Here is a 16,177-nt window from a genome sequence, read left to right on the forward strand (position 1 = left end):
AATACCAATAAAATAAAGCCAATTAGTTATTGAGCATGCCAACACTGATCATCACGACAGATCGACTTATCTTTTAATGCGGCTTTGTAGTCTTTATCTAAATGAGCTTTACCAAAATTTCTAACGATCAAACGTTTCTTTTTAGGCCCAATTAGAATTTTTTGATATGCATCAATTAAGTCTTGCTTAGTCATATCTGAAATTCCTTTTGCTAACTGTTCACGTTTATCAAAGTCGCTAAAACCATCCATTAATTCTCCCCATAAACGCATTGTACGCTCTCCTAAGTTTTTATCTTTGCGCTTAATATTAGTGAGCAAGCCAGCTTTATGTTGTGCAAAATTTTCATCTGTCATTTCTTTCACTGAATTAAATTCCTTTTTAATAAATTGATCAATACGCCTTTCTAATTCTTTTGGGCCAACTTTTGATGATTGAATATAAAAATTAAGCGTTGGCATATCATCAATTTCACTTCCAAAAGCACCAACAGTGTAACCTAATTGTTGTGTCGTACGAATATCATTAAAAAATGCTGCACTAAGCACTTGTCCTATCATGCGAGTACGTAAATAACTATTCAATGTAACATCTAGAGGGTAAGTAATTACTATTGCTGAGTCATCATGTTCTATTTGCATTTCTACAACTTCTTGAGTACCGTCGTTTAGCTGTCGTAATTTTGTTTGATATCCTGCACCCGTTTTTGCTGAAGATAAGAAACTTTGGTATAGCTTGTTACTTAGTGCCATAGCTTCTTGTTGATCCGTATTACCATGTACTAACACTTTTAACGCTACTTCTGACAACATAGTTTGCATAAACTGTTTTAATTGTTTTAAATCAACAGCCGTTAATTCACTCGCCAGTAAAGAACTTGAAAAAGAGTCACTACCAAATTCACGCTCCATTCGCCCAAAGACCTGACCAATCGGTCGAGAAAAGGCGGCATTTTTCAAATCTTTTAACAAGCTTGCTTTAAGTAACTCAAACTTACCTTCACTCACATCAAACTTTGTAATCGTTTTATTAATGGTAGCAATTAACTCTGCTTGTTTATCACTATAACCATTAACCACATAACCTATCCCCTTTTCTGACTCAAATAACTGATAACTTAGGCCTGCAAGTTTTGCATCATAACCATAAGCGCTTAAATTATCTTCAATCACCTTACTAGCTAACTCAGTCATCGCTCGATTTTTAGCGCTTTGTTTAATAACAGGCGATTCAAGTCTCACAATAACACTCGACTTTGGCATGCTAAAGCTTGTATCTAAATAATGCCACAGCTGAATTCCAGCCTTATTCACTAATAATTCTGGTTTCTCTTTTTCATCTGACTCTTTGAGTTTTATGTCTTCAGCAATAAAAGGATTTAGAGCTGGCAGCTTCATATCCGGGTGTGCTTTTACCTTGCTCCACTGATTGATTAACTGTTTTGATATTTTATTAACTGAATAATTAACATCATATAAAGGTTCATTTTTATTGGTCGATAAACCCGGAGCAACAATTGTTTGTTGCATATTATTTGGCGTTAACTCTGATAAATACTTTTGTATTAAATCAGCATTAAATTTTTCATAAGTATAATTAATATTGAGTAAGTTATTAGCGGGTGTATTCTGTAATACAGGAGCCAACTGATAAACTGTCGACATAGGATTTGACTTTTCTTGAAAGGTGAAATTTAATGCCGCTATATTTTTAAGTTCATTATAATACTCTTCTGTTACACCTTTCTTTTTAATGAGATCGATATATGCAAAAACGTCTTCTGTAATTTGATTAACTTGCTTTAACCCTTTTTTTGTTAACTCCATCTCAATCGAAAAAGAATCTAATGCATCGGCATTATTGACATAAGCACTTAATGACTCAATTAAGCCTTTTTGATTGAGTCGTTGATATAATGAACCCTCTCCTTCATGTGCTAACAAATGAGTAATCAAACGTGTTGGCTTTTGCTTTGAAAATTGTTGAGTATCTATAATAGGAAATACCATTTCCAATGTTCGCATTTCCCTTAACGGTTCAATATGTACACGTGTTTCAAGTTCTTTTTTAGTTAACAACTCAGTGACTAATTGAGGTTTATCTAACCCATTATTTTTAACTGCGCTAAATTTTTCAATCACCATCGCTTCCATGTTGGCTAAAGACTGATTACTTAATAAGACAAGCGCCATTCGATTTGCAGAGTAGTGGCGTTTATAAGCTTTAATTAATGCATCATAGACTTTATCATCACCGCGATCAGCTAATGTAGCTAAATTACCGACACTAAACATACTATAAGGATGTTCAGGATTAATAGCCTGACGACTTGCCTCCCTAATTCGACGTGCATCATCTTTTATTTTTAAAGAGTATTCAGAGTCAACAGCATTCTTTTCTCTATCAACATATTTTGGGTCCATTGTAGGCGCAATAAAAAACTGGGCAAAACGATCTAGGGCTTCATTAAATGCGTCATTTTTCACATTGAAGAAATAGTTAGTATCCTCCAGAGATGTGTATGCATTTGAAGATCCGCCATTTTTCTTTAAAAACTCGTTATATTCCCCCGCCGATGGATATTTTTCAGTGCCTAAAAAAAGCATATGTTCAAGAAAATGTAGCAATCCAGCCCGATCTTTGGGGGCATGAAAGGCCCCAGCAGAAATATCCATAGCAGCCGCTGATTTCTCAGAAGTAGGATCTGATATCATTAATACTTTCAAACCATTTTTTAATTGAATATAGCGGTAATCTCTTTGATCTGACTGACTTTTGATAACTTCATTGGGATTGATTACTTCTTCTTTTAAAGAATTTATGTTAGAAGTCTGACAGCCAGTTAATGCAAAACTTAATGCTAAAGATAATACTGTCGGCTTAAATAATTTCATTGATGAATCCTATATAAAATTTAACTTTAGTAATTGATTATGGTATTTAACACGCTCAAATACCTCTCAATAAATAACAAAAGTTAGTTTATAGGTTATAAGTTTTTCTGTAGCGTGGAAATTGTAAGTATTTATTTATTTTAAGGCTGTCGTACATTACCTAGTCGTTTTATGCTGCTCTTTCACTATTATACGCCTACTCTTTAAGAAACGGTCAAGAAAAGTACTTTCAATAATATCCTATGAATAAAGTTTTAAAACCTCTCTCTAAAGCGTTCCGCAATTTCTGCTAACTCACACATAAAAGTCATCTTTCTTGCCATCTCATGAGCGTTTAAATAAAAGAATGCTATTAGGAGGTATGTGTCCTTATCTATAGAACCAGAAACATAGACTAAAGCGCTGTTACTTACTCTCCTTGATTGAGCAACGTGAATATTATCCCATAAGCGCGGATTCGAGTTCTTATCTCTAACATGTACGTGCATTAACTCTGCAAACTTCACTGAACTGGGTCTATCATAAGGCACATCAGAACCAAAAATACCATTAGTAGAGCCAGATACTTTATAATTTCTGAAATCATCTATCAATACTTGTAATTCTTCTGGTTGTGTAGTTATTTTTAACCTTTCATGCGTAAATATTCTTACTCCCACTCGGTATACTCCTCGATACCTACATTGTTTTTTTTGTCACTTGATTTTAAGAGATCTTGGGTTCCTCTCACAGCTGCGGCAGCGATTTGAGCGTTGCTAACTTTTTTTCTGTTTTTATTAAGCTTTTTCTTTTTAATAATTATTGAGGGTTTCACTCACGATGTTCCTGCTGTGTCTTTGTAATAATCATGCCAAAATACCTTATCTCATCCCCCATTTCAGTATATTGATAATGAGAATTATCAAGAAGTTCTAATAACTCATGCAAGCTATAATTAATACAGCCGAGCCATTGAATTAATGAGTTAAGAGGGTTTCTTCTATCTTCAGTTTTAAAGAAGTAAACATCGGCTTTATTTTTGCCAGTGTAACGATGAATGAGTAAATAGGTATCATCATCTTCACCGAAAAAATTTAAAGTGATATCAACATCTTCCAAACAAACTCCGCCTTGCTTAGTAATTATCTCTAGCCAAGATTTAAGGCTGCAAATATCGTCAATAGCTATATCGTCAGTAGGTCTAAAGTCAAAATCTACATTTGATTCTTTTTTGCTTGGTAGAGGTGGAGGACTATTAAAAGTGCATTCTGAAAATTCATCGTCGTGTGACATGCTTGAGTACCTTTCATTCTTCGTTGTCAGAATCCAACAATACAGCTTGATTTTATCACTACTATGGAAATGGCCGCAACTTAGATTATAAAAGATTGTGTATGAAGCACTCTTCTTTTTGAGTGTTCCCTTCCCCCCTTTGAGCTTCCTTAATTTTAGAAATTGTACAATATAAAATAGTTCCTTTTAATTGGATAGTTACCTTTTTCAAATTTAATCAACCATTATCGATGGTTTACTAGAATCAATCAGGTTAACTATTTGGCAATATCTAATCAATAAAGTGTCATTTCTAGCTCTTTACCTCAGCGGAAAAAACGATAGTATTTATCCAGCTTCTACTTCAGAAGCAAATTTTAGTGGAATAATTATAAAATAAACATTAATTAGGAAGTTAGCATTATGAGCTTTATTCAAACACAACTCGTTCTATCCCTATTTGCGATGGTATTTCTAACATTCACCGTATTATTAACTCTAGCGGTAAGACGAAGAATAGCCCTCAAAAAAAGAGAACTAGACTTAGCTTTTTATAGGCTTTATCAAGATGGTAGAGAACCCGATAAAATCAGACAGACTGCACGTAATTTGATTAACTTATTTGAAGTCCCTATTCTTTTTTACTCTGGTATTATGCTGACATTAGTTCTTAACATTCAGCACTATGTTTTAATTTATTTTGCTTGGGCTTATGTTATCTTACGCTATATTCATAGCTTTGTGCACTGCACGAACAATCACTTTAGAGCTCGTTTCTACATTTTTGTTATTAGCAGTTTTATTTTAATGGGATATTGGATAACATTATTTGTATTATTTGCTTCTTAAGTAATTACAATTGCCTAAGATTTATTGAGCAAGCTCAATGAGTTTATCAAACTCTGATAAGATTGCCTTTCAGCTTAGGTTGTTATCTTGTTTTTATATTTAAAGCAGTCGATTCAAAATACTATCGAGTTTAGCTCGTTTAACGGAGCGCATTAACCTTTTAGGCTCATCTGGGTAATCATTGACATCTTCAATTTGTTCAAAATGCTCAATACGAGTTGTGTGAGTAAGTATATTTTCATATTCTTGATGAAATTTATTTTGTAGTAATCTATTTGGATCTTGAATTAAGATACCATTTTCTAAATCTAATTTACACGCTCTAGGGTTAATATTATGACCCGTTATTAAGTGCGAGGTTTCATCTGAGCTAATACCTTTTAGATGAAAAGTATTACCATCATCTAGCCATAATCGAAGATTTAATAACCCTTTATCAATATACCGTTGATTTCTTTTAGTAAACTTACGTAAATTAGTTTCATATACATAAGGAACAATACCTATTTTATTAAATACTTTTTGATCATGAATATAAAAATCATTAGCCGTTTTATCACCAACAATAATATCGACTACTTTGCCTCTTCTAAGTAACCCTCGAATTGCACGGTTAATGTTATTAGGCAGATTGAAATATGGCGTATAAATAATGATATGTTTCTGAGTATTTTTAACAAGCTCAAAAATCACTTTATTAAGTAAATTTTTTCTCCGGCCAAAACCTAATAAAGGCGTCATTGCAACTTCTGTATTATGGAGCTCAGAATGAGTGGTTTTAAACAAATAATGGCTGCTGCGTAAAATCTTCTTGAACTTTTTAATTGCAGATAATAGCTTTTTTCTATCTGGTATATTTTCCACCGTTAAAGGATGTACAGCATCACTTTGAGCAACCTGTGTTTGCAAAAAATCGACAAAACTATCACATAATGCTTGGTTTTTTATTTGATGATAACGATCATAACGATAACGATCAGCGTGGTGTAAATAAACCTCATTAAGACTCGCGCCGCTATACAGCAGAACATCATCAAACACAAAACCTTTGACATGAAATACACCAAATACTTCTTTGCTTTTAACTGGTACACCTAATATTTCAATTTGATGCTCATATGTTTCTGCACATTCACGATATAACCGGACATTACCAATACTTTTCTTATGCCCCATAAGCCCTCTTTGTGCACGGAGAAAGTCAACAAAGATCTTTACATCTAAACCAGGGTTATCTTGTTTTGCTTGATAAATAGCATGCAAAATTTCTCGGCCTGCATTATCATCTTGCAAATATAAGGCAGTAATATAAATTCGCTTTCTTGCGCTTTTAATAAGCGCCAGCAGTTTTTCCTTAAATTCTTTCGTTGTATTTAAGATACTAAAATCACTTGACGCTACGGATATAGTATCCAGAGATTGAAAAAAAGGTGTCCTACCATTAGCTAGATTCATTAATTAGTCCGCTCTTCCCATAAATTTTTTATCGGTTGTATTTATTTTAACTTTTTCTCCCTGAGAAATATATTCAGGTACTTGAATGGTTAAACCAGTGACAAAACGAGCAGGCTTGGTACGAGCAGAAGCCGATGCCCCCTTAATAGAAGGATCCGTTTCATCAATTTCCATTTCTACTGATTGCGGCAATTCTAAACCAACAGTATTTCCATCAACGGTTAATACAACTAACCCTTGAGTAGACTCGTTAATAAATAACATTTCTTCTTGAATATCAGCTAATTTAAAAATATATTGACTGAAATCTTCGTTATCCATAAAAATATAATCATCTCCGTCAATATAGGAAAAACTGACAGGATGCCGCCCTAAATCGACTTGATTCAACATATCATCTCCCTTAAAAGTATGCTCCACTTTTCCATTGGTTGATATATCAATAAACCGGGTCTTATACAGGGTAGCTGCACCTCGGGCACTGGGGCTGTGTACGTCAACCTGCTTAACTAAAAGCATTTTACCGTTATATTCAACGGCAACTCCTCGCTTTAATTCACTTGCCTTAGGCATGATTGTTCTCTTTTGATATGCTTTAAACTAAGTGTATCATAGCCTTTCAGTTGTTTTTTGAAAAGCTCAAGAGAGAATTTTTATAATGACTTAATCAATCACTTTAGATTCAATGATATTCATTGATTGTGAATAATGGTAATTAATTTGTTCTATAGAATATTGATGTTGCTTTCCTACCGGACAAGCCATACGAGCAAGACATTTATCACGACATGAAGAATTTGCCGATTCTCGGTAACTCAAACAATCAGATAGAGCAAAATCATTTTCAGATAAAGCATTGGCCGGACAAGCATTAACACAAGGGCGCTGATTACATTGTAAACAAGGGGACTCTGTTCGTTGAACAGCAGTAGGCTGATACTTACTTTTTGTCAACATAACAACACGGTAAGCAAACCAGCTTCCCCATTGTGAGTTAATACCAACTCTAAAAGGCGAATCATGATGCCAGCCAAGTATTTTTCCTAACTGTTGCAAACCAAAAAACTGCCCCCCTGGGTAAATAGCCTGGTAGCTTTCAACACCGCTTTGTTTATCAAGATATGCCGTAACATGATTCAAAGAAAAATTATCAATAGGATTCAAAGGCTCCTTTTCAGACTCACCGAAAGCTTGCCACATTCTATTTCCGCCATGCCCTATAATCAGTAATTGAGAATACTTATCGATGTCAGAACAACAATCCTCCAGCTTAGATAATATGTCCTCAGGTAATTGGGATAAATTAGCAATAGCCTGTAAATTCAGCCCTAACTGCTCTAACTCAGTAGCTTTAAAAAAAGTCATTTGAAACTCTCACAAAAATGTTGATATTCTGAACTTAAAAATAAAGACTCTAATCTCTGTAACCCAGAGTTATCAGGTATACCAAAGCGTAAAGCATCGCATTCGTCACACAAACGTACATAAATTTTATTATGGCAAAACCAATCAAAATATTCAGGCGCATAAGATGTTTTAATCGTCACAAATAAGTCGCTCCCTCCAATATTGCTCTGAACAAAATGATCGCTTAATATTTCTCTCAAACGTTGTGCATGGGACGCTAATAAAGACCTCTGAGAAGTTTGCCACTGCCTATCCGCTAAAGCACGTTCGCAAAGGTAAAGAGCAGGTCCATTGACTTGCCACACGCCCAATAGTTGCTCACATAACTTTAAAATTTCTGCTGAAGCAATGGCAAAACCAACTCTAATTCCAGCCAAACCAAAAAACTTACCGATTGATCGTAATACAATGCAATGCCCCAACTCTATATCCCCATTAAACCAATCACTTTGCGCTCTAACATCCATAAAGGCTTCGTCAATAATCAGCCAGCCTTCCGTTCTTAATAAATGTTGATGCAACTTTTTTAATTGCTCATTATCAATCAGTTTTCCTGTAGGGTTATTAGGGTTAATCACAATGACTATTGAATTTTTTGGTAAATTTTCTAAAGCAGGTAGCTTATGATATTGGATTACTTCAAACCCAGCATCTTGCCATGCTTTTTGGTGCTCTTTATAACCAACCAGGGGAACAAATACTTTTGTTTGTTTGGTATCCCTAACCTGCATTTTCCATACTCTGGGTAATGCCTGAATAATACTTTGAGAACCATTAGTTACCATCAAATGATTAGCATGATAATATAATTTAGCAACACGTAATAAAGGCTCGGTTTGTTGAGGTAAACTGCGCCATATATCATCTGGAATTGTCGGTATTGGATAACTAAATGGGCTAATTCCCGTTGATAAATCTAACCACCCATCAACGGAAAGACCACGTTCTTTGGCCACTTGATTTAATTGACCTCCATGAGTTAATGTCATTAAAATAATCTCCTTCCTACAGTTGTCCGAATAACTTTTTACAAAGCTATACCAACGACAAACAAAATAGCAATGAATAGCAAACTGGCTTTAGTCACTAAATTGATCGCACGTTTAATATCGTTAACAGTAGGCTCTCTTCCTTCACCTAAAGAAGCGGAGTTAATCACTTCCCCATGATAGCAAGCTCTTCCCCCGAGCATTATTTTTAAACTACTTGCACCCGCTGACATTACCCACCCACCATTTAAGCTTTTATAATGTTGACTTTGGCGATATGCATTAATCAGTAAATGCTTAATGTTTAACCACCCAGCAGGTTGACTCAAGATAAATAATAAACCCGTTAACTTAGCCGATGGCCAGCCTAACCAATCATCAGCCTTGGCTGCAAACCAACCAAAATTTAGAAAGCGATTGTTTTTATATCCCCACATAGCATCCAAAGTATTGGCTAATCGATGAACAATGACAGCTGGCGCTCCTCCAATAAAATACCAAAACAATGTTGCAACAACAGCATCATGTCCGTTTTCTAAAACAGATTCTACCGTTGCACGACTGATTTCTGCTTTAGTTAAATGACTTGTCTGTCGACTGACTATCATTTGAATAGCTTGACGAGCTTTGGGGATATCGTTATTTTTAAGTGGCTCATAAACAGCCAATGCATGTAACCTTAAACTTTTTTGTCCTATGGCTAAATAAACAATCAATGCATCAATCAAATAATAAACAGATGTCGGCTGGTAAAAAAAAGTGTAAAGCCAAGCAATAGGAATAATTAATACAAACCATGCAGCTATCCCTATTAACTTAAGACTGAAAGATGAATACCTAACTCGATTAAGTTTAGATTCTAGCCATGTAGAAGCCTTACCAAAACCAACTAATGGATGAAACCTTGACGTTTCTCCTAAAAGTTGATCGAGTACAACGGCCGATAAGAGGATGCAACTAATTAATCCTAAATGACTCAACAGATAAACTTCCTTTTATTGTCAATCAACTAATAATTGTTGAGTGCGGTGGCAAAATTTCACAAGAAAAATTCGCCCATTGCCATATTGACTATAGGCATCACACTCACTTTGTTTTGATAACGTGGCCAGTAAACAACGTATCGCATCGCCATGAGTAACCACTAATAGATTGGTTTCACTAGTTTGCTCAGCAATAGCAACTAATCCATTTTTAATCCGATTAGCGCATGCAATACCACTTTCTCCTTTGGGTGGTGATATATGATTAACCTGAAAAAAAATTTTTTCAAAATCATCTTCAACTGAAATATCATCAAAGTAGGCCGATTGCCAAAGACCGAAGTCACGTTCGACAAAACGACTATCTAACTCCAAATCAACTAAAAGCATTTGTTGACAGATTTCTGCTGTATGTTGAGCTCTTTTAAGCGGTGAAGATATAATTTTTTGAATATTTTTACCCAGTAAATTTCGCCCCAATAAAGCCGCTTGATCAATGCCGTTAGCAGTCAAAGCACTATCTAGTTGACCTTGTAAACGGCGTAGTTTATTCCACTCAGTTTCACCATGACGAGCAAGATAAAAATAGGTCAGTAAAGAATCATTCATTTTCATCGCCTCACTTGTCAGAGTTCAATCGCAGTGAACTCTGACAGTTAGTCCTATTAGTATTGATAACTAACAGTGAAATAGTATTCTCTTTCAATCGGGTGATATCCTGATACTTGAATTGGCGCTTCATCAAATGCATCATTCACTTTCAATTGAAACTTCCAATTAGAGTCAAATTGATAACCGACTCCTAAATTGACACGCATATAACTATCTAACATAATTCTTGAGTATGTTTGGAAGTCATTGTCAGGTCTTTTGCCTACATGCTGCAACTGAACAAATCCATCGAAGCTGTCGCCAACAAAACCCAGTTCATAACCATACTGATTTTTAGCCCGACGAATCAATTGTTGTCCAGTTGCTGCATCTTCTGCAGAGGTATAACTGGCTGTTAGTTTGTGTGTATAGCTATCATGCCTGATTGAATAAGTTAAATCAGCTCCTTGAATTTTAGCTTCTCCTACATTTTGTGGAGCCCAAACACCATTAGAATCAGGCACCCATTGGATTAAATTTTCAACTTCAGAATCATAAACACTTAAAGAGAGTCGACCAACGCCAATTTTTCCTTTATATAAAAGCTCTATATTTTCAGATAACTCAAATACAAGTTCTGGATTTCCTCCATAAGGATAATAAAGATCGTTAAATGTCGGCGCCTTAAATCCTTCTGAATAATTAAGACTGATTAATTGTTCTTCAGCTAAACGGTAACCAACCCCCAAGTTAACACTTGTTTCATTATTGACTCTTTGCACATCATCATAGCGAATAGCTAAATCAGCAAGAATAACATTACCAATATAATTCACTCCAATTTGAGCACTTTTTGACTCTCTTCGTGTTTCTGCATAGTCACTAGTTGTTCTATCAATATCATCAATAATCCACTCAACACCACCAGTTACTGAAACTTCTTCTGAAAAAGTTGCTTGAGTTAAATAAGTATACTGCTCTCTTCTGGTTTCAAAGGCATCAGCATTTTCACGATCAATCGCATTACCAACTGAATAGGTATAATCACGACTCTTTTTTAATGCCACTTGATTAGTCCAATTTTCAGTAGCGTGAATATAACGAAGGTTCCAAAAGTGATTATTATAATTAGCTACATTACCACCATAACGGGTATCAAATTCACTTTCACCTTTATCACCCTGTAACACCCAATCAAACAAGTTACTACTATTTAATTGATAACTTCCTTTAATGGCAAGGCTATCATTTTGATAACCATCATCATCTAACTCATCATCGATGCGCACATCAAAACCATCCGATCTTTTTCGACTATAAGTAATAGTAGAGTTTAATTGTTCATCACCAAAACCAATAGCGGCATCAACCTCACTAGTATTATTACTACCAATCATTACTCCGACACGACTTTCACCAGATAAGTAACGACGGGTAAAAACTTGAATGACTCCACCAATAGCATCACTCCCCCAAAGAGCTGCTCTTGGCCCTTTCACAATTTCAACCCTTTCGATTTGAGCAGTAGAAATATCTGAAATAGATTTTTGTCCTAATGTTGCAGAACCAACTCTAACACCATCAATAAGTACCAAGACTTGATTAGAGTTAGCTCCACGAACAAAAATAGAAGTATCTTGTGCATGCCCACCTTTTTGAACAAAATCTATTCCTGAAATATTAACAAGTAAATCAGTTAAAGATTGAGGTTGTATTTTTTCAATATCTTGACGTTCGATTACTTCAACATCAGCCAATGTATCATTAATATCTTGCTGAATACGGTTTGCGGTAACAACAACAACTTTATCGTCAAAACCGCTATCATTAGCTACGACACTAAAATTTCCTGAAAATGCAAACACCAATAGTGCAGATTGCATAACATATTTATTTTTCATTTCTACATTTACCTTTAATAAAATAACGCCCTCCGCGTTATTAACAACAGGGGAAATCCCCAAAAAAATAAAATCAAGCTTGTACCGGGCTTAAACAAAATATTTTGTCTTACCGTTGCGGGGGCAGCACCAGAATCACACTGGTTTTCCAATAAAGATTAGTCACAAACTAAACCTCTTGATTTTCCAAAACATCCATGCGGCTTTAAAAAGCCATTACTTCAGTTACTTTATCGAGCTTTATCAATGGCTTGACAAAGCGCTTTTAATCCCAAAACAGCTCGTGGACCAAAACGATGCAATAGATCACCGTTTATTATTGGCATCTGCTTATTTTGAACGGCATTAATTACCGACCAGTTATTCCAAATTTCAGTTTTTGCGCCAATACTTCCAGAATGATGTGGAATAATAATGATTTCAGGGTTGCGTTTAAGTACAGTTTCAAATGAAACGACTGGATAAGGAGAATCAGCATCATTAAATAAGTTATTTCCATTACAATCATTAATTAACGATTCAATCCAGCTACTTGCACCAATTGTTCTCAGTGGATCGTGCCACAATTGATAAAACACTTTAACTTTCTTTTTATTTTTGTATTGCTGTTTAATCAGCTGATGCTCATGAGCAATGCTGGCAGAGACTTCTTTAGCTTGAACTTCATGGCCAATTAGTTGCCCTAATTTTTCCAAATCATCAGAGATACCTTGAATATCTTTTGGTTGTGTACTAAAAATATTTAGCCCTAAAGATTTCAACTTTTTTAAATCGGCCAACTTATTGCCGCTATCCCAAGAAACAATTAAATCGGGTTTAAGTGCAACCACTTTTTCAATCTGTAAGCCGGTATAACTGCCAATACGTGGAATTTTTAATGCTGCTTCAGGATAGTCAGCATATTCAACAGTACCAACAATCTTATCACCGGCCCCCATTGCAAACAGCATTTCCACTGAGTGAGGAGAAAGCGCAATTATTCGCTCAATTTTTTTACTCGTATTGGCTCCAGCTGAAACTGAAAACATTAACAATAAAAAAAATAAAATGCCCCTCAAATACATTACCAATCGACTCCTTGCCTTGCTTTAATGCCCGCTTTAAATGCATGTTTTTCATCTTTTATTTCGCTGACGGTATCAGCCATATCACGTAACTCTCTAATCGCACCTCTCCCTGTAATAATAACCGACTGGTTTTCAGGTCGATTTTTAATTGCATCTAGTACTTCTTGCTTGTCTAAATAGTCATAACCTAGCATGTATGTCATTTCATCTAATAAAACTACATGATATTGTGGATCAGCTAAAAACTTTTTACCTTCTTGCCAAACTTCTGTTGCAGCAGCAATATCTGCAGCACGATCTTGTGTATCCCAAGTAAATCCAGTTCCCATGACAGCAAATGGAACTCCGTTCTGTTCTAATAAGTTTCTTTCTCCACAATCCCACTTACCTTTTATAAACTGAACAACAGCCGCTTTATATCCGTGCCCAATACAACGAGTTACCGTTCCAAAACCAGAAGTTGACTTACCTTTACCATTACCAGTAATTACTAAAACAATCCCTCTTTCTATTTGTGCTTTAGCAACACTTGCATCAACTTTTTCTTTTTGTTTCTGCGCCTTTTTCTTATGCCTTTCTTGTTCATTCATATTTTTCTCTCTTAAAGTAGTTGATTTGAACGAAGGTTTATCACATCAATAATCCCTTCTATATCTAAATGTGTTTCAAATTCATCTGCTAACCGGTTAAGCTCACTTTCTCTAACATCATTCCAATTTTGACACTGTATAGACTGACCAGTTACCCAATAAAGAATATTTTCTAAACTTTCATCAGTTTCAAATAAGCCGTGTAAATAAGTACCAATAATTTGTTCATCACTTGAAATTGCACCATCGAAAGAGTGTCTATTTTCACTATCAATAATTTTCGCAAAGTATTGATTCAATGCAGGACCTTGAGATACACCACAATGAATTTCATAGCCACTCACTAATGACTTTTTTTCCGCCAAATTAAAGGAACCTTCTACTTGCTTTAAACGTTTATTGTCTTTTAAATGAGTTTCAAAATCTAATAGACTGAGTCCTTCTGTTGATCCTGCACAGCTTTCAATCCCTAATGGATCATGAATAACTTTACCTAACATTTGAAAGCCACCGCAGATCCCTAATAATTTTCCACCATAGCGTAAATGCCTTTCTATTTCTTTTTTCCAGCCTTGTTCAATTAAAAAAGTTAAGTCATCTCTAACACTTTTGCTACCAGGCAAAATAATTAAATCAGCTCCCGATAAAGAATTACCCGCAGGCACAAACTCCAATTTAATTTTGGGATGCCATTTTAATGGTTCAAAATCAGTATGATTGCTGATTCTTGGTAATACCGGAATTTTTATATTCAATAAAGAATCTTTACTTTCTTCTTCTGGAACAATTGCATCTTCCGCATCAAGCTTTAATGACTTTAAATACGGTAAAACACCATAAAGCCTTTTTTGTGAGTATGACTCCAACCAGTCTAAACCACTTTGCAATAGCTCAATACGCCCCCGAAATTTATTAATAATAAATCCTTTAATACGCTCTTGTTCGCTTTTAGCCAATAAATGAACTGTACCCGTTAAATGGGCAAAAACACCTCCGCGATCAATATCACTAATTAATACAACCGGACAATCTACCGCTTCAGCAAATCCCATGTTGGCAATATCATTTTTTCTTAAATTAATTTCTGCCGGACTGCCAGCTCCTTCAACTAATACAACATCGTATTTTTGTTTTAGTCGTTGATACGACTCTAATACTTTTTCAAAAGCCATAGTCTTAATATTGCCAAAACTAATAGCATCTAAATGGCTAACAGCCTGTCCATGAATAATAACTTGAGAACGCATATCACTACTTGGTTTAAGCAAAACGGGATTAAAATCAGTTGAAAGTTCTAACCCACAAGCAACCGCTTGTAATGCTTGAGCTCGTCCTATTTCTCCACCGCCAGCTGTTACAGCACTGTTTAAAGCCATATTTTGTGGTTTAAAAGGAGCAACCGAAAGACCTCGGCGCGTTAATACTCTACAAAGTCCCGCTACACAAATACTCTTACCTGCATCAGAGGTCGTTCCCTGAATCATTAAACTACCCTGAATAGAATCGCTACTTCTCATCATGCTTTCGCACCAGAAACATGATTGAGTTGACAATTATCTTTATCTTTTAGAACTTCAATTGAAGCTAAATGGGCAGACTGGTTTAAAGAAATAATTTGCGGAAATATTTTTTCACCATGAAAAAATGAAAAATGGGTGATACTGGCATAATCTAAAGCAAACCGTCTAAATTGCAATCCTTCTGAGTAGTTCATCTTTAAACACCATGCAATCAAAGTTCTAATGACGCCTGCATGTGTTATCACGACTAGTCGCTTTCCTTGGTATTGCTCTAGTAAATTGTTTAAGGCGTGTTCTACACGCAGACAAAACTTATCTAAAGCCTCTCCACCTGGAGGTGTGTATTTTCCAGGTTCATTAAAATATTTTTCGACTAAATCAGGAAACTTTTGATAAAGAGCTTGATAACTCTCTCCATCCCATTCGCCAAAATCGCACTCTTTCCAATCTTCAACAATATCTAGAGGCAATTCATTTTCTACAGAAAACTGCTGAGCAAAACTAGCGCACCGACTTAGAGGGCTTGAAATCAGTTGTTCTACTTTACACAAGTTATTAAAACTAGTTTGTAATTGCTGCCAGCCATACTGACTAAGTGGTGAGTCAGTGCTACCTAATAATGCTTTTTGAAGCATTGGTTCACCATGACGAATAAAATAAACTTCAGTGTTCATACTAAT

The 16,177-nt window shown here is 35.3% G+C and carries 16 protein-coding genes and 1 riboswitch; of the genes, 1 reads left to right on the top strand and 15 read right to left on the bottom strand.

Annotated elements, in window-relative coordinates; translation table 11 throughout:
- Window positions 1-26 precede the first annotated feature (26 nt).
- The 4 genes from ACT5E3_RS19120 to ACT5E3_RS19135 form a co-directional block, all read right to left on the bottom strand.
- The gene (locus ACT5E3_RS19120) at window positions 27-2,894 is read right to left on the bottom strand and encodes an insulinase family protein (protein WP_444995153.1); all 2,868 of its coding nucleotides are present in this window, start codon (window positions 2,892-2,894) and stop codon (window positions 27-29) included.
- Between the two features lie 254 nt (window positions 2,895-3,148).
- A complete protein-coding gene (locus ACT5E3_RS19125) occupies window positions 3,149-3,553 on the bottom strand; it encodes a type II toxin-antitoxin system YafO family toxin (protein ID WP_444995154.1) in 405 nt (134 codons plus the stop codon).
- Window positions 3,544-3,708 carry a hypothetical protein gene (locus ACT5E3_RS19130; protein ID WP_444995155.1) on the bottom strand — a complete coding sequence of 55 codons (165 nt, stop codon included), beginning with the start codon at window positions 3,706-3,708 and terminating at the stop codon, window positions 3,544-3,546. The genes ACT5E3_RS19125 and ACT5E3_RS19130 overlap by 10 nt, the downstream gene beginning before the upstream one ends.
- Window positions 3,705-4,166, bottom strand: a complete 462-nt coding sequence (locus tag ACT5E3_RS19135; protein ID WP_444995156.1) for a hypothetical protein — start codon at window positions 4,164-4,166, stop codon at window positions 3,705-3,707. The genes ACT5E3_RS19130 and ACT5E3_RS19135 overlap by 4 nt, the downstream gene beginning before the upstream one ends.
- Before the next feature lie 402 nt (window positions 4,167-4,568).
- Between ACT5E3_RS19135 and ACT5E3_RS19140 the strand changes: the two genes are divergently transcribed.
- Window positions 4,569-4,994 (top strand): MAPEG family protein, encoded by a 426-nt coding sequence (locus ACT5E3_RS19140; RefSeq protein ID WP_444995157.1) that lies wholly within the window; start codon window positions 4,569-4,571, stop codon window positions 4,992-4,994.
- A gap of 99 nt (window positions 4,995-5,093) precedes the next feature.
- Here the strand turns inward: ACT5E3_RS19140 and pssA are convergent, their stop codons facing one another.
- The 11 genes from pssA to ACT5E3_RS19195 form a co-directional block, all read right to left on the bottom strand.
- Window positions 5,094-6,449 carry a CDP-diacylglycerol--serine O-phosphatidyltransferase gene (pssA, locus tag ACT5E3_RS19145; RefSeq protein WP_444995158.1) on the bottom strand — a complete coding sequence of 452 codons (1,356 nt, stop codon included), beginning with the start codon at window positions 6,447-6,449 and terminating at the stop codon, window positions 5,094-5,096.
- A 3-nt stretch (window positions 6,450-6,452) separates the two neighbouring features.
- Window positions 6,453-7,022 (bottom strand): elongation factor P-like protein EfpL, encoded by a 570-nt coding sequence (efpL, locus tag ACT5E3_RS19150; RefSeq protein WP_444995159.1) that lies wholly within the window; start codon window positions 7,020-7,022, stop codon window positions 6,453-6,455.
- 90 nt (window positions 7,023-7,112) lie between these two features.
- On the bottom strand, window positions 7,113-7,814 hold the full coding sequence (locus ACT5E3_RS19155) for a hypothetical protein (RefSeq protein WP_444995160.1): 702 nt from the start codon (window positions 7,812-7,814) through the stop codon (window positions 7,113-7,115).
- Window positions 7,811-8,845, bottom strand: a complete 1,035-nt coding sequence (gene cobD / locus ACT5E3_RS19160) for a threonine-phosphate decarboxylase CobD (protein WP_444995161.1) — start codon at window positions 8,843-8,845, stop codon at window positions 7,811-7,813. Before cobD ends, ACT5E3_RS19155 begins: the two co-directional genes overlap by 4 nt.
- A 38-nt stretch (window positions 8,846-8,883) precedes the next feature.
- Entirely contained in the window at window positions 8,884-9,825 is a 942-nt protein-coding gene (gene cbiB / locus ACT5E3_RS19165) for an adenosylcobinamide-phosphate synthase CbiB (RefSeq protein ID WP_444995162.1), read from the bottom strand.
- A 21-nt stretch (window positions 9,826-9,846) separates the two neighbouring features.
- On the bottom strand, window positions 9,847-10,437 hold the full coding sequence (locus ACT5E3_RS19170) for a histidine phosphatase family protein (RefSeq protein ID WP_444995163.1): 591 nt from the start codon (window positions 10,435-10,437) through the stop codon (window positions 9,847-9,849).
- A gap of 56 nt (window positions 10,438-10,493) precedes the next feature.
- The gene (locus ACT5E3_RS19175) at window positions 10,494-12,320 is read right to left on the bottom strand and encodes a TonB-dependent receptor domain-containing protein (RefSeq protein WP_444995164.1); all 1,827 of its coding nucleotides are present in this window, start codon (window positions 12,318-12,320) and stop codon (window positions 10,494-10,496) included.
- 59 nt (window positions 12,321-12,379) lie between these two features.
- A riboswitch (cobalamin riboswitch) is annotated at window positions 12,380-12,517 on the bottom strand.
- A gap of 33 nt (window positions 12,518-12,550) precedes the next feature.
- Window positions 12,551-13,384 carry a cobalamin-binding protein gene (locus ACT5E3_RS19180; RefSeq protein WP_444995165.1) on the bottom strand — a complete coding sequence of 278 codons (834 nt, stop codon included), beginning with the start codon at window positions 13,382-13,384 and terminating at the stop codon, window positions 12,551-12,553.
- Window positions 13,384-13,977 (bottom strand): cob(I)yrinic acid a,c-diamide adenosyltransferase, encoded by a 594-nt coding sequence (gene cobO, locus ACT5E3_RS19185; RefSeq protein WP_444995166.1) that lies wholly within the window; start codon window positions 13,975-13,977, stop codon window positions 13,384-13,386. Before cobO ends, ACT5E3_RS19180 begins: the two co-directional genes overlap by 1 nt.
- A gap of 11 nt (window positions 13,978-13,988) precedes the next feature.
- Window positions 13,989-15,497, bottom strand: a complete 1,509-nt coding sequence (locus tag ACT5E3_RS19190; protein WP_444995167.1) for a cobyric acid synthase — start codon at window positions 15,495-15,497, stop codon at window positions 13,989-13,991.
- Entirely contained in the window at window positions 15,494-16,171 is a 678-nt protein-coding gene (locus tag ACT5E3_RS19195; RefSeq protein ID WP_444995168.1) for a histidine phosphatase family protein, read from the bottom strand. Before ACT5E3_RS19195 ends, ACT5E3_RS19190 begins: the two co-directional genes overlap by 4 nt.
- Between the last annotated feature and the right edge of the window lie 6 nt (window positions 16,172-16,177).

The organism is Aliikangiella litoralis, from assembly GCF_052495765.1.